18 protein-coding genes and 1 riboswitch are annotated in these 19894 nt (G+C 36.2%); of the genes, 11 read left to right on the forward strand and 7 right to left on the reverse strand.

From position 1 onward, the window contains the following. Positions 1 to 229: 229 nt before the first annotated feature. Together ACIQX2_RS05755 and ACIQX2_RS05760 are read right to left on the reverse strand one after the other, a co-directional pair. Positions 230 to 3115 carry a DEAD/DEAH box helicase gene (locus ACIQX2_RS05755; RefSeq protein ID WP_402847694.1) on the reverse strand — a complete coding sequence of 962 codons (2886 nt, stop codon included), beginning with the start codon at positions 3113 to 3115 and terminating at the stop codon, positions 230 to 232. Between the two features lie 15 nt (positions 3116 to 3130). Further along, a complete protein-coding gene (locus ACIQX2_RS05760; protein WP_402847695.1) occupies positions 3131 to 3547 on the reverse strand; it encodes a (deoxy)nucleoside triphosphate pyrophosphohydrolase in 417 nt (138 codons plus the stop codon). A gap of 907 nt (positions 3548 to 4454) precedes the next feature. After that, positions 4455 to 4501: riboswitch (PreQ1 riboswitch) on the forward strand. Between the two features lie 129 nt (positions 4502 to 4630). On the opposite strand from ACIQX2_RS05760, the gene queF reads away from it, so the two are divergent. From queF to ACIQX2_RS05800, 8 genes are all read left to right on the forward strand, one after another. Beyond that, the gene (queF, locus tag ACIQX2_RS05765) at positions 4631 to 5131 is read left to right on the forward strand and encodes a preQ(1) synthase (RefSeq protein ID WP_402847696.1); all 501 of its coding nucleotides are present in this window, start codon (positions 4631 to 4633) and stop codon (positions 5129 to 5131) included. Between the two features lie 230 nt (positions 5132 to 5361). Further along, positions 5362 to 6021, forward strand: a complete 660-nt coding sequence (gene queC, locus ACIQX2_RS05770; RefSeq protein WP_402847697.1) for a 7-cyano-7-deazaguanine synthase QueC — start codon at positions 5362 to 5364, stop codon at positions 6019 to 6021. A 3-nt stretch (positions 6022 to 6024) separates the two neighbouring features. After that, positions 6025 to 6498 carry a 6-carboxytetrahydropterin synthase QueD gene (gene queD, locus ACIQX2_RS05775; protein WP_402847698.1) on the forward strand — a complete coding sequence of 158 codons (474 nt, stop codon included), beginning with the start codon at positions 6025 to 6027 and terminating at the stop codon, positions 6496 to 6498. Next, positions 6491 to 7219 carry a 7-carboxy-7-deazaguanine synthase QueE gene (gene queE / locus ACIQX2_RS05780; protein WP_402847699.1) on the forward strand — a complete coding sequence of 243 codons (729 nt, stop codon included), beginning with the start codon at positions 6491 to 6493 and terminating at the stop codon, positions 7217 to 7219. Before queD ends, queE begins: the two co-directional genes overlap by 8 nt. A 47-nt stretch (positions 7220 to 7266) precedes the next feature. Further along, complete coding sequence (locus ACIQX2_RS05785; RefSeq protein ID WP_402847700.1) at positions 7267 to 7806, forward strand: VUT family protein; 540 nt, start codon at positions 7267 to 7269, stop codon at positions 7804 to 7806. 328 nt (positions 7807 to 8134) lie between these two features. Next, positions 8135 to 9874, forward strand: a complete 1740-nt coding sequence (locus ACIQX2_RS05790; RefSeq protein WP_402847701.1) for a LytS/YhcK type 5TM receptor domain-containing protein — start codon at positions 8135 to 8137, stop codon at positions 9872 to 9874. After that, positions 9874 to 10602, forward strand: coding sequence for a LytR/AlgR family response regulator transcription factor (locus ACIQX2_RS05795; protein ID WP_402847702.1), 729 nt, complete (start codon positions 9874 to 9876; stop codon positions 10600 to 10602). The genes ACIQX2_RS05790 and ACIQX2_RS05795 overlap by 1 nt, the downstream gene beginning before the upstream one ends. 134 nt (positions 10603 to 10736) lie before the next feature. Then, positions 10737 to 12197: a carbon starvation CstA family protein gene (locus ACIQX2_RS05800; RefSeq protein ID WP_402847703.1), complete on the forward strand. Its 1461-nt coding sequence runs from the start codon at positions 10737 to 10739 to the stop codon at positions 12195 to 12197. Between the two features lie 170 nt (positions 12198 to 12367). On the opposite strand, the gene ACIQX2_RS05805 is transcribed toward ACIQX2_RS05800, so the two are convergent. Both ACIQX2_RS05805 and ACIQX2_RS05810 read right to left on the reverse strand, forming a co-directional pair. After that, positions 12368 to 13246 carry a DMT family transporter gene (locus ACIQX2_RS05805; protein WP_402847704.1) on the reverse strand — a complete coding sequence of 293 codons (879 nt, stop codon included), beginning with the start codon at positions 13244 to 13246 and terminating at the stop codon, positions 12368 to 12370. A gap of 362 nt (positions 13247 to 13608) precedes the next feature. Then, on the reverse strand, positions 13609 to 14427 hold the full coding sequence (locus ACIQX2_RS05810) for a purine-nucleoside phosphorylase (protein ID WP_402847705.1): 819 nt from the start codon (positions 14425 to 14427) through the stop codon (positions 13609 to 13611). Between the two features lie 230 nt (positions 14428 to 14657). Here ACIQX2_RS05810 and ACIQX2_RS05815 point away from each other — a divergent pair, with 230 nt between their 5' ends. Next, the gene (locus tag ACIQX2_RS05815) at positions 14658 to 15971 is read left to right on the forward strand and encodes a GHKL domain-containing protein (protein WP_402847706.1); all 1314 of its coding nucleotides are present in this window, start codon (positions 14658 to 14660) and stop codon (positions 15969 to 15971) included. Between the two features lie 80 nt (positions 15972 to 16051). Here the strand turns inward: ACIQX2_RS05815 and ACIQX2_RS05820 are convergent, their stop codons facing one another. The 3 genes from ACIQX2_RS05820 to ACIQX2_RS05830 are packed head-to-tail and all read right to left on the reverse strand — an operon-like array spanning position 16052 to position 18891. Next, complete coding sequence (locus ACIQX2_RS05820; protein ID WP_402847707.1) at positions 16052 to 17767, reverse strand: GMC family oxidoreductase; 1716 nt, start codon at positions 17765 to 17767, stop codon at positions 16052 to 16054. Positions 17768 to 17812: 45 nt separating this feature from the next. After that, complete coding sequence (locus ACIQX2_RS05825; RefSeq protein WP_402847708.1) at positions 17813 to 18574, reverse strand: gluconate 2-dehydrogenase subunit 3 family protein; 762 nt, start codon at positions 18572 to 18574, stop codon at positions 17813 to 17815. 59 nt (positions 18575 to 18633) lie between these two features. Next, positions 18634 to 18891, reverse strand: a complete 258-nt coding sequence (locus ACIQX2_RS05830; RefSeq protein WP_402847709.1) for a hypothetical protein — start codon at positions 18889 to 18891, stop codon at positions 18634 to 18636. 277 nt (positions 18892 to 19168) lie between these two features. Between ACIQX2_RS05830 and tatA the strand changes: the two genes are divergently transcribed. Continuing rightward, positions 19169 to 19375 carry a twin-arginine translocase TatA/TatE family subunit gene (gene tatA / locus ACIQX2_RS05835; protein ID WP_402849098.1) on the forward strand — a complete coding sequence of 69 codons (207 nt, stop codon included), beginning with the start codon at positions 19169 to 19171 and terminating at the stop codon, positions 19373 to 19375. Between the two features lie 131 nt (positions 19376 to 19506). Beyond that, on the forward strand, positions 19507 to 19884 hold the full coding sequence (locus ACIQX2_RS05840; protein ID WP_093061896.1) for a PH domain-containing protein: 378 nt from the start codon (positions 19507 to 19509) through the stop codon (positions 19882 to 19884). Positions 19885 to 19894 lie beyond the last annotated feature (10 nt).

Below are 19894 nucleotides of genomic sequence, written 5' to 3' on the forward strand. Positions count from 1 at the left end.
AGTTTTTATGAAAATTGTCGATTTCCCGGGAAATATTTCGAATCACGCCAAAACTCATTCTTTTGACACTTCAGGAAGTAGAAACTTTCGGATCTTCCCAAAACGGTCATTAGATAAGTTTTGAAAAATCCTCACTTGTTCTATAACTTCAAAAAGTAATAAGTAATATTTAGTGATAAAAAGTATCTTCACAGTAATAATTACAGGTGAAGATACTTCCTATCTTTTTTTATTCCTCCACTAAATAATGATATATATCGTACTGAACGGGTTGTTCAAGAATCATGTTCATTGTAACAACCGGAATCTGTTTCCCATTTTTGTCAAACATCACTTCTTCTTTAGGGCTGTTTTCGGCAACAGAAGTTGTACCGATATAATAAAAATCGAAGCCCTCACCGTCATCTTTTTTTGTGAATAAGTGAATGTCTAAATTCGTTTCTTTTGCTCCTAAAATTGCTTTAACCTCCTTAGAATCTAATGTTAGTTTACTACGTGTAAACCATCGAAATAAATCTGGTGCTAAAAATTCATCGCCATATGCTACGCTCGAATCCACCTCGTCTTTTTTGTGATAGGTTACGAAAACTGGACAAGTACCATGCTTTACGCGATAACCATACATAGTGGAGGAATCATCCTTTTCCCAATTTAATAAACGACAAGCATCTCTCCGTGAGTATTTTTTGTATAGAGTTAGTGGCCGTGTCGGGTCATATTGTTTGTTTTTATTATGAGCGCAGGTAACTATATCTTCTATAAATGTTCTGTAGAATGGGTCACGCAAACTTGTTTGAATTTCACTATTAAATTGATATCTGTTATTATTCAACTCGATAATGGGCTTAGAACCGAATTTTTTTTGATCATTAGTAACATGGAACTTTAATGCAAATATATTTTCGACTGACTCAAGAGTTTCATCTTCTGTATATGTGCCAAACTTTTTTAGTTTAACTACATACTCATCTTTACTAATTGAATTGTTTTGGAGTAAAGAATCCACTAAAAGAACTTCATGAATTCTTTTCCCATTTAAAACTTCTTTAGAAAGCATTGATAAAATAGCTATTTCATACTCAGTTAGTGATGGCATTTCTTCCTTCATTTTCTTCAGAAATGCATAGTAATTTTCTGAGTAACTAGTGATAACTTCTGGGTCTAGTGAATTCTGTTCAATGAAATCGTACATAGTTGGTATTCTTCCAAGACGATTTTTCACTTCCACATAGGAATCTTTCAATGTTTTTAAAGTAGATAGATTTGTGTTATTAATCGCCTCAAAAATACGTTTCTTAGCAATTTCTTCAAAATTTATTGTTGAAACTCCTTGTATATAATCAGTGTTTACGGTTCTACGGCGGACATTATCCTTGTTCATGGATTGGTCGCCAGAAAGAGCAATGGGGATTAAATAATTATTTTTATAATTTCCAATGAAATCAATAATAGTTACATAATCTTTTTCATTATGCTTGCGTAGTCCACGTCCCAATTGCTGAATGAATATTATACTTGATTGTGTTTGGCGAAGCATGATGATTTGGTTTAAAAACGGAATATCAATACCTTCATTAAAAATATCGACTGTTAAAATATAATCGAGTTCGTATTGCTCTAATTTACGAATAGCATCTTCTCTTTCAGGTTGTGAATTATCACCTGTAAGTGCGACTGTTTTTAAACCTTGGGTATTTAAAATCGCCGATAGAGCATATGTTTCTTGTTTAGAACTACAGAAGATTAAACCTCTTACTCGCTTTCCTGAATAGCCATAGTAATTAATTTTTTCGAGAATATGATGGACACGTTCATGTGATACAAGATGCTGTAAAGTAGATGTATCATCAATTATTTCCCCATTCCTCTCATAATCTGTCACACCAAAGTAATGAAATGGACAAAGCATTTCTTCTTCAAGAGCAGCCTGTAGGCGAATTTCATAAGCAATATTGTAATCAAAGAGTTCAAAGATGTTAAAGCTGTCGGTGCGTTCCGGAGTAGCTGTCATTCCAAGTAAGAAATTAGGTTCAAAGTAATTAATAATATTGAGGTAAGAATCTGCACCTGCACGATGTACTTCATCTATTAAAATATAGTCGAATTCATCTTTAGCGAACTGTTGTAAATGGCGTTGAGAAGATAGAGTTTGAACTGTGGCAAATAAGTATCTTGCACTTGTATCTTTTGAATTACCTGAAAGAATTCCATATTCATCTTCATGACCACCTAATATTTTTCGGTAATCTTGAAGAGCCTTTTTTAGAATTTGTTCTCTATGGACAACGAAAAGCATCTTTTTAGGGGCGAAGTTACGTACATCAAAAGCAGATAAATATGTTTTTCCTGTACCAGTAGCAGAAATAATTAAGCCCTTATTAGCGCCAGTTTCACGAAGAGTTTTTAACTGTTTCAGCGCATCAATTTGCATTTTATTTGGCTGAATAGCTAGACTATCGGCTAATTGGTTTGTTAGATACTCTGTGTTCACTTGAAAAATATTCGAGGTTGTCTGTTTAACGAAGGGCTGCTGTTCATAATTTAAATTGTAGTTATTAATCCACTCAATGGTTAAAGGGATGGCCTCGTTCCAAGCCTCTTCAAATTGATTTTTGAAGTGATGGATGATTTCTCCGTCTTCTAAAGAAGTTAAATACACATTCCATTCATAGTTAGCTTTTAAAGCACTATCCGTTAGGTTAGAGCTTCCGACTATTAAAGAATAATAGTCTGTATGTTCGAATATATATCCTTTTGAGTGGAAGCCTTTAACGCCAGTTAGACGGACTTCCACATTTTCTAGTTTTAATAGTTCTTTAAACATTTTAGGTTGATTAAAATTTAAAAAAGTAGATGTTAAAATTCTTCCTTTGATTCCTTTTAGTTGCAAGTCGTATAGCATAGTTTTTAAAGTTGCTAGACCACCCTCGGTAATAAAGGCTACAGAAAAAGTGAAGGTTTCGCATGTTTTCAGTTCTTGAAGAAGTGTAGATAAAACATTTTCATGAGCTTTATTTGATAGCAACTTAGGCTTAAACTGTCCGGATACAGGATTACTTTGATCAATAAAACCTTTATGTAATGAACTCTTCATTTTGCGAATCAGCTGATCCATTTAAATCACATCATTTCATTTCAAATTTTCCAAACTATATTTTTCCTTTGTTAATTTTTCAACTGCAGGAATATCCGCAGCAGCAAAATTGAGTGTATGTAAGTTTTCCCGAGTTACCCATCTCATGTCGGCATGCTCTGCTGCAATAGGTGTACCTTCTATTAGTTTTGCTTTATAGGTTTCTAGTCGAACGATAAAATTTTCATATTCATATGTAGTATCTTCAACCTTTTGCCCAACCTCAATTGTACAATCAAATTCTTCTTTAATTTCGCGAAGTAATGTTTGTTCAGGTGTTTCTCCAGGTTCAATTTTTCCACCAGGAAACTCCCAAAGGTTAGGAAGTGACATTAAAGGACTTCTTAGCGCACAAAATATTTCATTCTGATCATTTTCAATAATTGCACCAACAACATGGACTAATTTTTTCATTATGTACCACCCTAATTTTAGTTTATATCTATATCATAGCTGATTTTGTAGTAATGATCAGCTAGAAAATGCAAATGATTGGAATTTACAGATTGTTATGTTTTTAAACTGTTGAGCTAAAATCTTAACGATCCTGATACATTATTTAGTAGAAAGAAATTTTGGTGCTTGAAAATTACAGATTACATTATAACAAAAACGGCTACTCAATTCTTAAATGATTCAGATCAGATAGTTATTTCTAATGGAGTATTAGTAGAAGGTAATGGTCTTTGTGCTATATAAGATAAGGAAGAGGAGAGCTTTAATTTTGTATGTACGAGCAGATTTGAACTAAGTAAAATATTATACACAGTATCTAGGTGAAAGTATTTATGGAAAATGAATTACGGAGATGCTCAGAGTGTAGGAGGTTGATGGAGGATTTTATTTTAAATCAGTCGGAACGTAGTATTGTAGTATAAACAGTTTGGAGAAGGAAATTACATGGAAAGAATATTTGAAGGTACATCATGAAGGTAATGGAGATGCTTATTGGACAAGCTGGGAATGAATATAACAAAAAGTAGATATCTCCACATAAGTAGAGGTATCTACTTTTCTATGTTTCCGAGTCTCGTTGATAATCTAAATCTCTCCTAGGCTAAAATAGTTTGCAATATAAGCTTTAATAATTCTTCTGTTGTTTCTGGTAATTGTTCTGGTAAGTAAATTGAATGTTTCATTTCTGCTCCTCCTTTAATCTCGTATTCTATTAACAATATAGTCAATCTAGTTAGAGTTTATGCATGATATTATAAAAAAAGTTTTGAATCTCTTAATAAAAGATTTGAATGTTCATTTGACTAGAATGCCTATTTGACGTTTTGGTCAATATTCTATATTATGATTTAGTACCCGTACTTGACCGGGAGAGGTTCATAGCTGATACCCTCTATAAAAAACTATGGATACATGACTATTCGCCATGTCCATATAATGTGGACGTGGCTTTTTTGTTTTTATCCTTTTGTTTGCATAGATTGGTTTTTGAAGCCTCTTTGGAAAGTGTTGGGAAACATTTTTTTAGGAGGTTTTTTTATTATGTCTGGAAGAAATCATGATGAAGGTTTGAAGGATTTAACGCTGTTAGGTAACCAAGGCACGAAATATTCATTTGATTATGCACCTGAGGTATTGGAGTCAGTGGATAACTTACATTCTACTCGAGACTATTTTGTTAAGTTTAACTGCCCGGAATTCACAAGTTTATGCCCAATTACAAATCAGCCAGATTTTGCGACGATGTATATCTCATATATACCGGATAAAAAAATTGTAGAAAGTAAGTCGTTAAAATTGTATTTGTTCAGCTTTAGAAATCACGGTGATTTCCATGAAGACTGTGTGAACATCATCATGAACGATTTAATTGAATTACTAGACCCAAGATATATTGAGGTATGGGGGAAATTTACTCCACGTGGTGGTATTTCCATTGATCCTTGGTGTAACTATGGAAGACCAGGCACTAAATATGTAGAAATGGCGGATTTCCGTTTGATGAACCATGATCTTTATCCAGAAAAAATTGATAATCGCTAAAATTTAATAAGAGGTTAATTTAGCTACCCTCTAAAGAAAAGCGAAAGAGCCTATGCAAGCCCCGAAAAGCGCTGGAAGGATTTCACGTAAAGGCGTCTTTGTGCCTTTACTGAAAACCTGAAGCGACTCGAGGGGCTAGGCGCTGGAGCTAGACAATCTTTAAAAAACTAAGAAGACAACAGCACTCCTTCTTAGGGTGCTGTTTTGTCGTTATAAGGGAGTTTATTTGGTTGAAGAATGAAAAAGCAATTATCGTATTTAGTGGAGGACAGGATAGCACGACCTGTCTGTTTTGGGCAAAGGAACGTTTTAAAGAGATTGAGGCAGTGACGTTCGATTATGGTCAAAGACATAGTCTTGAAATAGAATGTGCCAAGGAAATAACTAAGGAGCTGGGTGTAAAGCATCACATATTGGATATGTCGCTTTTAAATCAGCTTGCACCGAATGCATTGACACGAGATGACATAAAAGTTGAGGACGGAGAAGATGGTGGATTGCCGTCGACTTTTGTGCCTGGTCGAAATTTGCTCTTTCTATCTTTTGCTGGCGTTTTAGCAAGTCAGGTTGGAGCAAAGCATATCGTAACTGGTGTGTGTGAAACTGATTTTAGTGGCTATCCGGATTGCCGTGATATTTTTATTAAATCTTTAAACGTAACGTTAAATCTTTCTATGGATACTACCTTTGTGCTTGATACACCACTCATGTGGTTGAACAAAGCGCAAACATGGGAGCTTGCCGATCAGCTTGGAGCGCTGGAGTTTGTCCGAGAGAAAACGTTGACCTGTTATAACGGAGTTATAGCTGATGGCTGTGGGGAATGCCCAGCGTGTAAGCTGAGAAAAAGAGGACTTGATGAGTATTTTAGCTTCAAGAAGGGGTCCTAAGACATGACTGATTTTAGAATAGTCGATAAGCTTCAAAAAATAGATGAAGATATTCAAAGTAGTCAATTAAAGTATCATTCAAAGCGTGTTCTCGTGAGCAAGGAATTTACCTTCGATGCTGCCCACCATTTACATAATTATGAGGGGAAATGTAAAAATCTGCACGGCCATACGTATCGTGCCGTATTAGGATTGAGTGGATACACGGATGACCGCGGTTTGATGATTGATTTTGGCGATATAAAAGAAATATGGAAACAAAAGATAGAGATATATTTGGATCATCGTTATTTGAATGAAACCCTTCCAACGATGAATACGACGGCAGAGAATATTGTTGTCTGGATTTACGCAAAGTTGGCTGAGCATTTGCTTGGTGAGCAACGATATAATGGGGCACGTGTAGAATTTATCAGGTTGTATGAAACTCCGACAAGCTATGCTGAAGCAAGACGGGAGTGGATGGAAGTTGAGTAAGATACCCATTATGGAGATTTTTGGACCGACGATTCAAGGCGAGGGAATGGTAGTGGGCCAGAAGACAATGTTTGTGCGGACTGCAGGCTGTGATTATTCCTGTTCCTGGTGTGATTCCTCGTTTACATGGGACGGTAGTGGTAAGCATCTTGTTGTCCAAATGACTGCAGAAGAGATTTGGTCTGAGTTAGTACGGCTTGGAGGCTGTGGTTTTTCTTTTGTCACGCTTTCGGGTGGAAATCCGGCACTCCTTCGAAACTTGGATGCACTTATTGCTGTTTTAAAGGAAAACGACATAAAGATCGGAGTGGAGACACAGGGAAGCAGATGGCAGGAGTGGCTGTATGATATCGATGAACTGACGATTTCACCAAAGCCTCCCAGTTCTGGAATGATCACTGACTTTTCTGTGCTTTCGGATATCATCGAAAAGCTTAACAATCGAAGTAGCGAGCAGCATATATCCCTCAAAATAGTCGTTTTCAATAAAGAGGATTACGAATATGCCAAGAAAGTTCACCTTCGTTACCCGACAACCCCTTTTTATCTCCAGGTCGGTAATGATGATATCAAGACAACTGACAACCCACAGCTAATCAGCCATTTATTAGAGAAATACCAAGAGCTGATCGACTGGGTGATTGAGGATGAAGAATTAAGAGATGTCAAAGTATTGCCTCAGCTGCACGCCCTTGTTTGGGGAAATAAAAGAGGCGTATAGTGGTCAGCCCGTCAAACTGCATTTAATTTTACTAAAGGAGTAACATCATGAGAATATTATTTTATTTAATATCAATTGTCACCGCTAACGTGGTAACGGCAGCATTTGCGCCATTACAATTCGGAGCGTTTATCGTCCCTATGGGAACGCTATTAATAGGAGCTACTTTCATCTTCCGAGATCTCGTACAAAACAAATACGGTAGAGCAAAGACGTATATTTTCATTTTTGTAGCATTAGGATTTTCCGCATTAGCTTCGTTTATGTTGGGGGATACTCTATTAATTGTGCTTGCTTCAGCAATTTCATTTGTTGTCGCTGAAACAGCTGACACAGAAATTTACACAAGATTGAAACTCCCAATGGCTTGGCGTGTATTCTATAGTGGTATTGTTGGAGGATTCCTAGATTCAGTCATTTTTGTTGTGATTGGGTTAAGTCCGCTTGGAGCGAATTTTCTTCCATGGGAGGCAGTACCAGCTGCTATTGTAGGGCAAGTTATTGTGAAAACCGTTATTCAAATGATAGGAGCGCTTATTTTGAATCGGGTTTATGTGATGAAGGAAAAACGCCTTATTTCGGAATGACTATATAAAAATTGTAAAAAAATTAGTTAGCCTTCCAATATATTTGGAAGGCTATTTGTTAGGTAAGATTTTTCGCTTTTAGAATCACTAATTTTGCTTTATGGTGCCAGATTCTAAATTAATTCTGATAGGTATTAGAACCTTGTACCTCTCGCTACATGGTCTTGTCTACGCGTTTCTCCATCGACTAAAAAAGATTATTGACAGCAAACTCCTAGAAGACATAACCCATTCTATTCTCATTAACTGAAAATATCGATATATATATTCTCCCGTATTTCAAGTATAATTTAACCAATCTGTTTTAAAACAATAAGGTGGGATTCTGTTGTTGGACTTGCTTGTAATAATGCTTGAGAGAGTTGGTATGATTGTTGCAGTAGCTTTCATTTTGACTCGTTTTCAGTTTTTTAAAAACTTAATATATCGTGATAAATTGAATCGCAAGCAGGAGATTACGGCGATTTTGTTTTTTGGATTCTTTGGTATTGTAGGAACTTATTTTGGAATCGCACTCGATACGAATTCACTACATTTTAATAGTGTATCGCAAGTATTAACATCTGAGGAGGCAATCGCAAATTCGCGTGTCATCGGCGTAGTCGTTGCAGGTCTATTAGGTGGCTATCGTGTGGGGATTGGTGCAGGTCTGATTGCAGGTATACACCGAATGACATTGGGTGGATTTACAGCTATCTCCTGTGGTGTTTCCACAATCATTGCAGGATTGATTGCTGGTGTTTTTTACCGGAAAGGGAGAGCGCTTAAGCCGCTCACAGTATTTGCTATCGGGGCCCTAACGGAAGCGATGCAAATGTCTATGATTTTGTTGATATCTAAACCATTTGAGCAAGCACTTACACTAGTTAAGGTCATTGGTATCCCGATGATTTTAGCGAATGGTGTGGGTGCTGCGTTATTTATATTAATCGTACAGAATGTGATCAGCCAACAAGAGAAAGTAGTAGCATTGCAGGCGCAGAAAATGTTACGTATTGCCAATCAGACGCTAAGCTACTTACGTACAGGTATGAACACAGATACGGCACAAGCTGTTTGTAATATTCTATTTCGTGAATTACAGCCAAGTGCTGTTGGCATGACCAACCAAACAGACATTCTTGCTCATATTGGGCTAGAGAGTGATCACCATAAGGCCGGTAGCTCGATACGAACCGATGAGACGAAGGATGTTATCCATCATGGACAGGTGGTAGTTGTTAAAGATGGCACTATTCACTGTGATTATCCTGGCTGTAAATTAGGAGCAGCAGTCATTGTCCCACTCGTTCGACGGGGAGAAACGATTGGTACACTTAAGTTGTACTATCCATCTGAAAAAGTCATCACAAATGATAATATCGAATTAATCGTTGGATTGAGCTCGCTATTAAGCAACCAACTGGAAATGGCCGAAACTGATTATGCCTATCAGTTGGCAAAAGAGGCTGAGATCAAAGCGTTACAGGCGCAAATTAATCCCCATTTCTTGTTTAATTCGATGAATATTATTGTGTCGTTAATACGCACAGATCCTGATCAGGCGCGTAAACTACTGACGTCATTATCCTATTTCTTACGTCAAAATGTTACGGGGACAACTGCTTCTCAAATAACACTAGAGCAAGAGTTATTGCATGTTAAAGCTTATTTAGAGATTATAGAAGCTAGATTTATAGATAGACTAACCATTTTATATGATGTGGATGATCTTTTATTGTTTGAAAAGATTCCTCCTTTTACATTGCAGCCAATTGTGGAAAATGCTATCAACCATGGTATTAAAGACATGGAGCATAATAGTGTTGTTAAAATGACGGTGCGAGATATTGATGGAAAAATTGAAATTAAGGTGGAGGATAATGGGAAAGGGATATTGCCTGAGCGACTCACCGTTTTAGGCAACATGGAGCTTGAGTCTGAATCGGGAACTGGTGTTGGACTATTTAATATAAATCGTCGCTTGCTCATGACGTTTGGTGACTCAGCAGCTTTAACGATTTCAAGCAAAGAGAATGAAGGAACAGCTATTTCCTTTAGAATTCCTAAATTGGGGGTAGACGTTTAATGGGAACGATTAATACGTTAATTGTAGATGATGAACGATATGCACGGGAGGAATTAAAGTATTTACTAACCAAGTTTCCGAACGTCCAGGTGTTTGCGGAGGCTGAGAGTGGGGAGGCTGCTGTTTTAAAGGCACTACAGCTTCAACCGGATGTTGTGTTTCTGGATGTCGAGATGCCTAAAATGAACGGAATAGAAGTAGCTAAAACTTTAGTGAAATTAAAAAAAGTACCACTCATCATTTTTGCGACAGCTTATCCCCAATTTGCAGCGGAGGCTTTTCGAATTAATGCAGTCGACTATTTATTGAAACCGTATGATGAAAGACAGCTTAATCAAACGATTGAACGAATTGAAAAGATGCTATCTCCTGCACAAACGGTTGACAATCCAGAGAAGCTTGGTAAATTGGCAATAGAAACAGGCGGCGATATTCATTATATTCTGCCACGAGATATTTTGTATATATATCGAGATGACAAAGTAACGAAAATCGTTACGCAAACGGATAATTATGATGTTCGGACAACGTTGAAAGAGTTAGAAGGGCGTTTATCACCATTTTCTTTTTTTCGGATTCATAAAGGATATCTCGTTAATCTGAAGTACGTCAGCCGATTAACTCCATGGTTTAACGGTGCATATCAGCTTGAATTAGAAGGGTTAGATCAGAAGCTTTCGGTTAGTAGAAATTACGTGAAGGATTTACGGCAGCGTTTGGAATTGTAAGAACCTGTTATCGCCCTCTATTTGCATGTTAAACTCTTAAAATTGCATGTTGACCCGAAAAAGTCCTATTTTTGAATATTTAATCTAAACTAATTACATAGGGGAAAAAAAGAGAGTAAAAGAGGGGGATTCACATGATTACATTTTTTGGTGCAATTATATTATTAATTATTGCCTACTTTACGTATGGGAAATTCATTGAAAAGATATTTGATCCTACAGATGCTCGAAAAACACCTGCATATGCAAATGCAGATGGCGTCGACTACGTTCCTATGCATAAACAAAAAAATGCGCTAATTCAGCTTTTAAACATAGCTGGAACAGGTCCAATATTTGGACCAATTATGGGTGCGTTATTCGGACCAGTAGCTTTCTTATGGATAGTGTTCGGAGCAATTTTTGCAGGAGCTGTGCATGACTATTTAACGGGTATGATTTCTATTAGAAACAAAGGAGCGCATATTCCAGAGCTTGCTGGAAAGTTCTTAGGTAATGTTTCGAAACATATTGTAAACGTTTTCGCTTTACTGCTTCTTTTATTGGTCGGAACTGTATTTGTGACGACGCCAGCTTCATTGCTAGCTATTTTAATGGACGGTAAAGTTGCACTATGGATATTGATTACAATTATTTTTATTTATTATTTCTTATCTACGATTCTTCCGATTGATAAAATTATCGGTAGACTTTACCCGTACTTTGGCGCAATACTATTGATTGGAACTGTTGGAGTTGGTGTTGCTTTACTGTTCTCTGATTATAAAATTCCAGAATTGTCGTTAACGAATATGCATCCTGATAATGTGCCGATTTTCCCGATTCTATTCTTTACTATTACATGTGGTGCATTATCTGGTTTCCATGCGACGCAATCACCAATTATTTCTAGAACAGTCGAAAAAGAATCACAAGGTCGTTATGTATTCTATGGCATGATGATTACGGAAGCTGTCATTGCGATGATTTGGGCTGCTGCGGCAATGAGTTTGTTGGACGGACAAACTTTAAGCGAGTTTATCAAAACAGGGACACCTTCTGCAGTTGTCAATGAAGTGTCTATGACCTTATTAGGGGCTATTGGAGGAACAATCGCAGTACTAGGTGCAGTCGTACTGCCGATTACTTCAGGTGATACAGCATTCCGTGCTGCACGTTCGATCATTGCAGATTACTTAAAAATAGATCAGAAAAAAATTGCGAAACGTTTGATGATTGCAGTTCCATTGTTTGTTATATCAGCTGCTCTAACGCAAATTGACTTCAACATTTTGTGGAGATACTTCTCTTGGGCAAACCAAGCGACAGCAGCAATCGCCTTATGGATTGCGACAATGTATTTGTTCATTAAAGGAAAGAATTATTTTGTGTCGCTAGTCCCAGCACTATTTATCACTTATATGGTTTTTGTCTATATCTTAAATGCTAAGATTGGATTTAGCTTAGACTTAAAGCTCTCATTCTACGGGGGAATCGTTTTAACGGTTATTTTGACAATCATGTTCTTTATTAAGGCAAAAAATAATAAAGCGAATAAGATTGAAACGGATGTTGTCGTGGATAATGTAGACGTGAATAACAGTAAACTGGTTTAAGAGCGATTGTCATTGGATTTAAAAATTTATTTCTTTACGTACAATCAACTATGACAGTAAAAAAAGAGTGGTCCCATGGGATCACTCTTTTTGAATATAAGTCAGATTACTTCAATTAGAAACTGTCATTTTAAAATCGATAAAATTTTCATCTGTTCCTTGCCCTATTGTTACGAATTATTTTTTGTTTGAAGTGATATGGAAACGCCTATCACAATCACAAAAGCCCCAATAAGTTGAAGAAGTTGGATGCTCATACCTAACAAGAGTAGACCGAACACCATTGCAACGAATGGTTCAAGGTTTAGCAAAAGTGCAGCTTTTGTAGCGCCAACTTTATGAATAGAGTTATTCCATAAATACGTACATAAACCATGCATGATAATTGCAGTAATTACTAGTAACAACCAAAAGGAGAATGGCACCGAGAATATAATATTGGTTTTATGCCAAGGTACAAAAGGTAGTATGCCTATTAAACCGAAGACATTGCTATACCAAGTGATGCTTGAAGGATGTATTGTTTTCGATAAATGTTGTACAAATACTAAAAACACTGAAAAAGAAAGCATCGTCAAAGTGATTAATAACTCTCCTTTACCAAAGCTTGGTATTAGGAAAGAACCTTTTGTAATGACTAACCACACACCGGTTAAAGCAACTAATGAGCCAATCCAAAATTGAAGTTTCTTTCTCTCATTAAAGTAATAAGAGGAGAGTAAAGCGGTTACTATAGGTGATAAAGCGAGGATTAACGCTGCGGTAACTGGCTCCGTATATTGAAGACTTGCGTAGAAACTCCACTGGTTTAATGATATTCCTACAAAACCAGCTACAGCTAACCATATATAGTCATGGAAATTCAGTTTTTGGTTTTTTATATTTCTATATGTCATAAAAAATAGGAATATAAGGATAAATATTAATCTAATAAACGCAATGATGCTTGGATCAAAGACATCGACTAAAATAGATCCGAATACGAAATTGCTTCCCCATGCAATAACGCAAAGTATGAGAATGAAATAAATAAACCACTGTTTGTTCATATATATTAATGTATCTTCCTTTCTTTTGGATAAAACTTAGAAAGAAAATTATATTCTTTCTGCTATATTCTATCACAAAAATAGTCGTCCTAAAGACTCAGCTCACATTGGCTATTACGTAATGAGGGTACCAGGTTTAAAACGGTTTTGAATTATTAATGAACCGAATGCCTGTCACTATGGTTCACGGCAAAAAGCTTATAACGAAGGGATTTCTTGAATAACCCTAATAATTTCCCAAAGACTAAAAGCTACGAAAAAGGACACTGAAACATCCTTTCTTCTCCTCTAAGCAGCTATGGCAGCACAAAAAAGAGTGATCCATTGGACCACTCTTTTTTGCAGGTTTATAACTATCTATTTTAAATCTCTTCTAAAATTCCTTTAACTAATCCAACAAATTTCACTCTAACTTTCCCAGCGACGTCAATTACTTCCTCATGATTTAGTGGTTGATCTAATATTCCACTTGCCATATTCGTTATGCAAGAAATACCAAGTACTTTCATACCACCGTGGGTTGCTACAATTGCTTCTGGTACTGTTGACATACCTGCTGCGTCCGCTCCTAATGTGCGGAACATACGGATTTCTGCAGGAGTTTCGTAAGTAGGTCCACTCCACCAAGCATACACTCCTTCTTGCAATTGCATGTTTTGTGCATTCGCTACCTTAGTTGCGATACTACGTAGATTTTTGTTATATACCTCTGATAAATCAGGGAAACGGGTTCCTAATTCGTCATTATTTGGGCCAATCAATGGATTGCTCCCTACTAAATTAATGTGGTCAGTAATTAACATTAAGTCGCCTGGGTTAAAACTTGTATTCACGGCACCACATGCATTTGTAATAATTACATTTTCTATACCAAGTGCTTTCATTACACGTACTGGGAAGGTTACTTCATCCAAAGTAAAACCTTCATAATAATGAAAACGACCTTTCATAGCGGCTACTATTTTTCCATTTAATTCTCCAATGACAAGTTCGTTGGCATGACCTATAGCTTCGGACTTTGCAAAGTGAGGAATTTCACTATAAGGAATCTTGACTGGATTCTTAATCTCATCAGCAAGTGTCCCTAAGCCTGAGCCTAGAATCATTCCGATCACAGGACGGTGGTCTGTCTTACTCATTATGAAATCTCTAGTTTCTAAAATATGCTCAATGTAGTGCATCCGTAATTCCTCCTTGAAATGGTGCCTAAAAACAATACACCAATTATGTGTAGTTAAAAGTTTAATGGAGGAGAGGAACATTGTAAAGGAACCAGTATTTAATTTATTGGTAAAAAAGTACTGTTAATTAAGCTTTTTGGCATTTACTATTGTATAATTACATTATTTACAAGATAATTGTCGAATAATCTACTTTTAAATAGAAATAAGCTAAGGAAGTACGTATGTATATGAAAAGTCATAAAGTAAAAATAATCTTTGTCTTATTAATTGTTTTATTACTCTTTTTTTCCACTTTAAATGTGTATATCTCGTACGCAAGAATGAAAAATACAGTCGAAGAATCAATCGCAAATCAAAGTTTAGAAGCAGCTCAGTCTATTGCTTCATCTATAGATATCGAAACGTACCAGAAATTTTTGAGTGAACCGGGGAAAAATGAATACTATCAGGAAACTCAAAACTATTTGAATGATGCACGTGAAAAGCTAGGTGCGTTATATGTTTACACACTAGAAATCGATAATCCTAGAGTATCTAAAACGATGATATTGGGGTACTCCGGCGAAATAGATAGTTTGATGGATTATCCGATTGGGGAACCATGCACAGTACCGGCAGAGCAAGTCCAACAAGCCTTTGAAGGAAAGACATATGTAACGGAAGTGCTGAAGGATCCAAATTACGGTGACTATCTATCTGTCGGTGCACCTATAAAAAACGAAGAAGGCAAGATACTTGGTTACTTAGGTATTGATATTAGTGCAGATTCGATCAATCAGATTAAAGAGAAAGTATTAAAAGGAAATATTTTAAATTTTGTATTTAATGGTGTTTTTATTTTCATTGTGGTAGGTTCTTTTGTATTTATGCAGCGATGGTACCGAAGAGAGGTCACAAAGGAAGTAGGATACACGGAAATTACCTATCAAACAGAAATAAAAACATTAATAACTTCTGTTTCTTCGTTACGACATGATTTTTCCAATCATATTCTAGTTTTACATGGACTCTTAAAAATAGGCGAATCGGATAAGGCACTACAATATGCATCCTCCCTTTTTAAAGAAGTAGAAACGATTGAATCCATACAACCTGATATTGAGCATCCAGGGCTTTCGATTTTGTTACAAACTAAGAAGGTCGCGGCACTAAATCATCGGATTGATATGGATATAACGATTTCACCAGTTACATTCGAGCATATAAAAACAACAGACTTAATTATTATTTTATCGAATTTAATCGATAATGCGATGGATGCAACGATGGAACTGCCAGAGGCAGGGCGGAAAATAACGATTGATTGTTCGTCAAATAATACTCATTATTTGTTTAAAGTCACGAATACTGGACCTGAAATTCTCGATAAAGAATTAATTTTTAAACAAGGGCATTCAACAAAAAAAGAAGAACAAGGAAAAGTAAGGGGTCAGGGCTTATTTATCGTGAAACAAGTCGTGAACAAATATAACGGGAAAATTTCAATAGAATCAACGGAGAATTTTGTTACAACGGCTGTGGTGGAAATTCCGCTTAAGTGAATTAGTTCACTTCCAAGTAATGTAACGTGAAAAAAAGGCTACCAACTTCTAAATAAAAGAAGTTGGTAGCCTTTTAGGCTTTAAATTAGTGATCCGCCTTTTTCCATATACTTCAGAATACCTTCAGCCGCACGGTAAGATAATGCACCTACTGTACCAGTTGGGTTGTATCCAGCATTTTGTGGGAACGAAGATGCACCTACAACAAATAGATTTTCTACATCCCACATTTGTGAGTAATTGTTGACTGCAGATGTTTCAGGATCTGCACCCATTATTACACCACCAGTATTATGAGTGGATTGATATTCAGCCACATTATAAGGCCCTAGATCTCCACTAACATCAACATGATCCGCACCCATTTCTTTAAGGATTGCTTCACACTTTTCAGCCATAAACTTCGTCAATTGACGGTCTTGTTCTTCGAAGTCAAACGTGATTCGAACTAATGGATCACCAAAAGCATCATTATAAGTAGGATCTAGATCTAAGAAATGCTGTTTATAAGCCATAGAAGCACCTTCACCACTTACAGTCAAAGAAGCATTTGTATATTTTAGGGAAGCATCTTTAAACTCTTTACCCCAAGATTTTGTGCCTGATGGAACTTGGTTGTTGGCGATAGGTCTTTGTCCAGTTTGTCCAAGAATTATCATACCACCGTGGATAAAGTCTAAATCAGTGTGATCGAAGTTATCCCCGTTAAAGTCATCGATAATCATTCCTAAACCGCCGGCACCTGCAAAGTTGTTGAACTTATGGTCATCAAAGAATCCAGTTGCTCTACCTTTACGAATTTGGTAAGCATAGTTTTTCCCGATTACTCCAGTTCCAGTAGTTGGATCGTACGGTCTTCCAATTCCAGAAAGTAATAGAAGACGAACGTTTGTAAATACATAACCTGATAATACGACAACATCTGCTGGTTGCTCGAATTCTTCTCCAGTAGTTAAATCTGTGTAAAGAACTCCAGTAGCTTTTCCGTTAGTGTATAAAATACGACGTACTTCAGAATGTGGACGAACTTCAAAGTTACCTGTAGCTTGTGCAACTGGCAGTACAGTTACGCCAGGTTCTGCTTTTGCTCCGTATTCACAGCCGAAACGTTCACAGAAACCGCAGTATTGGCAAGCTGCACGAGAAATTCCATCTGGATTTGTATAATTTTCCGATAGATTGGCAGATGGTTGTACATATGGATGGTAACCCATTTGTTTTGTAGCTTCATCAAATAAGCGCATAGCTTCTGTTTTTTTCATCGCTGGAGTAGGGAACGGGTTAGAGCGTTTTCCACCTAGTGGATTTTCTTCACCAGAAATCCCTGCCATTTTTTCGTATTGATCATAATAAGGTTCGATCTCATCATACGTTATACCCCAGTCTTGAATAGTCATATCAGCGGGGATTTTATCTGCACCATATTTTTCAATTGTTTTTGAGCGCAATTCAAAATCATATGGAAGGAAACGGAAGTTTTGGCCATTCCAGTGGGCACCAGAACCACCAACACCAACACCAAGTAAGAATGAACCATAAGATCTCATTGGAAGAGAGCGCATTTTGTCATTATTACGGAAAGTAATTGTTTCTTTAGAAAGATCTTGCATCATTTCATGACGTACTGCATATCTAAGTTCGTCATGGGCCATATAATAATCTTCTGTTTTTCTCTCTTTACCACGTTCTAATCCAACAACTTTTTTACCTTTTTTTGTTAGCTCAGCTGCGATGATACCAGCGGACCAGCCTACACCTATTGTGACAACATCTACTTTAGGTAATTTTGTTACCATTATTGTTCCTCCTCTAACGTCAAATACTATATATCTGCGATACTATTAATGTTTGTGCTGAGAATTTAATGCCATTGGCTCAACTACAGTAAATTCTTTTTCAATGATATTTACGAAGCTCATCTGATGACCTGGGAAGTTTTTCATTTTCCAACCTTCCATATTTGCATTACCACCGTATAGTGGATCAGCATATGCACCCTCGATTGTTGCTGTTCTTAGCACTCCGAAGAAATGTGCAGAAGATGTTCCTTTAAGTTCCACGTTTCCATCAGCGAACTCGGATAATATTGCATCTTGTTCTTCCTCTGAAAGTTCTATGAAAGACTTTTCATATGTTTTTAAGCTTTGGTCTTGAATTCCTTTTAAACCAATTTGAAAAATTTGTTGTCTATTTTGACGTCCTTGGTAACCTTGGGTATCTGCTCCTTCGAAGAAAGGACCAGATGTATACTCTTTTGACCCCATGCCCCAAGCACCTGCTAATTGATGGTCAATATAGTAAGCAACAAGTAATTCTTTCGCACCAGGACCGTTTTCATCTGCAGGGAAAATTCTTTCTGCAGCAGCTTCTGTAATGCGATATTGATCGGGTGTGAAATACATTAAAGCAACGTTTGCGTTAGAAGTAGTTCCCCCAGAGTGCTCGTTTGTATTAGTAGGTGTATTTTGTTTATCGTTCACTAAAAGACTACCTAGTGCTCCTCCTAATACAACTCCACCAACTGTTAATCCTGAATTTTTGATAAAAGTACGTCTAGAAGATTTTTTATCTAAAATGGCATTACTTTTTTTCTGTTCTGACATAATATTACCTCCACAATAAAATAATTTGAGAATATTAACTAGGTAAATATTTGGTGAAATTAATGGACAATGGAATGCCAGTTATACACTACTGAATACATAGCAGTAAAAACTAACAATGATGCAATAAAGAACAGATATTTTTTTCCTGTCCAACAAAAAACAATAATTGCTAAACCAATACCTGCACCTGCTAAAGCAAACCACGGAAAAGTATTATTATAGAAGAAAAGAGCTAGTGCAAAATCCGCTACAATAAACAAAGCAAATAATAATTGATTTAACATTTTAAGTTCTTCCAAGTTATATTGTGTCACGTTTGTTCTCCTTTACTTATAGTAATAAACTACTTTATACTAATTATTAAAATATAATTATACAAAACAACCGTTCTAAGTTTACTCTATTTATATTTTGATTTCTAGACAATAAATAAAGTAAAATAATAAAAAATATTCAGAAATTTTATTGCATTTGGACTTATTTACAAATTACATAGAAGGGTGTATTGTGGAAAACGTGTAAAATAACTAATTTTATGTATATTAATTTTGCCAATGGACTATAAATAATCTACAACGAAATGGAGGAATTATTATGCCAAATATCGGCGTACCAGGCTTAATCATTATTTTAGTAATTGCCTTAATCGTATTCGGACCATCTAAATTACCGCAATTAGGTAGAGCAGTGGGACAAACATTAAAAGAATTTAAAAATTCAACAAAAGATATTGTCGACGAAGTAGCTGAAGAGTTTAAAATGGATGATCTAAATACGGAAGCTAAGAAGAAAAACTAATAGGACGAATATACGGTACCAATTTCATTTAGAAGTTGGTATCTTTTTATTTTAAAAATTTCCACCTCCTAGCAGGAGTTATCGGTACTGTTATTGAATGGATAATATAATATACTTTAGGAGGAATTGGGATGGGAATTTTAGATGGTTTAATGGGGAATGCATCAGAGATTGAAAATGACAAAGTAGAAAGTGAATTAAAGGAATTACTTGCTCCTGCTGAAAAGGTAGAGCATGCATATAAGCTTATACGGGATTTGATCGTCTTTACGGATAAACGTTTACTGCTTATCGATAAACAAGGAATGACGGGAAAAAAGGTAGAATATCACTCGATTCCTTATAAAAGTGTTGTGCATTTTTCAATCGAAACAGCTGGCACATTTGACATGGATGCTGAGTTGAAAATTTGGTTATCTGGAAGTGCTGTACCTATCCAGAAAAAGTTCAATAAATCATTGAATATATACAAGGTTCAAAGTGTATTAGCAGAATATGTGATGAAGTAAGGTGGAGGTG

It is taken from the genome of Psychrobacillus sp. NPDC096623, from assembly GCF_044762655.1.
Taxonomy (GTDB): Bacteria; Bacillota; Bacilli; order Bacillales_A; family Planococcaceae; genus Psychrobacillus.

Bases quoted from the DNA above. Each gene is read 5' to 3' on its own strand.
- ACIQX2_RS05755 (WP_402847694.1), bottom strand. From the start codon at position 3,115: ATGGATCAGCTGATTCGCAAAATGAAGAGTTCATTACATAAAGGTTTT.
- ACIQX2_RS05760 (WP_402847695.1), bottom strand. From the start codon at position 3,547: ATGAAAAAATTAGTCCATGTTGTTGGTGCAATTATTGAAAATGATCAG.
- queF (WP_402847696.1), top strand. From the start codon at position 4,631: ATGTCTGGAAGAAATCATGATGAAGGTTTGAAGGATTTAACGCTGTTA.
- queD (WP_402847698.1), top strand. From the start codon at position 6,025: ATGACTGATTTTAGAATAGTCGATAAGCTTCAAAAAATAGATGAAGAT.
- ACIQX2_RS05785 (WP_402847700.1), top strand. From the start codon at position 7,267: ATGAGAATATTATTTTATTTAATATCAATTGTCACCGCTAACGTGGTA.
- ACIQX2_RS05795 (WP_402847702.1), top strand. From the start codon at position 9,874: ATGGGAACGATTAATACGTTAATTGTAGATGATGAACGATATGCACGG.
- ACIQX2_RS05800 (WP_402847703.1), top strand. From the start codon at position 10,737: ATGATTACATTTTTTGGTGCAATTATATTATTAATTATTGCCTACTTT.
- ACIQX2_RS05805 (WP_402847704.1), bottom strand. From the start codon at position 13,246: ATGAACAAACAGTGGTTTATTTATTTCATTCTCATACTTTGCGTTATT.
- ACIQX2_RS05810 (WP_402847705.1), bottom strand. From the start codon at position 14,427: ATGCACTACATTGAGCATATTTTAGAAACTAGAGATTTCATAATGAGT.
- ACIQX2_RS05815 (WP_402847706.1), top strand. From the start codon at position 14,658: ATGAAAAGTCATAAAGTAAAAATAATCTTTGTCTTATTAATTGTTTTA.
- ACIQX2_RS05820 (WP_402847707.1), bottom strand. From the start codon at position 17,767: ATGGTAACAAAATTACCTAAAGTAGATGTTGTCACAATAGGTGTAGGC.
- ACIQX2_RS05825 (WP_402847708.1), bottom strand. From the start codon at position 18,574: ATGTCAGAACAGAAAAAAAGTAATGCCATTTTAGATAAAAAATCTTCT.
- ACIQX2_RS05840 (WP_093061896.1), top strand. From the start codon at position 19,507: ATGGGAATTTTAGATGGTTTAATGGGGAATGCATCAGAGATTGAAAAT.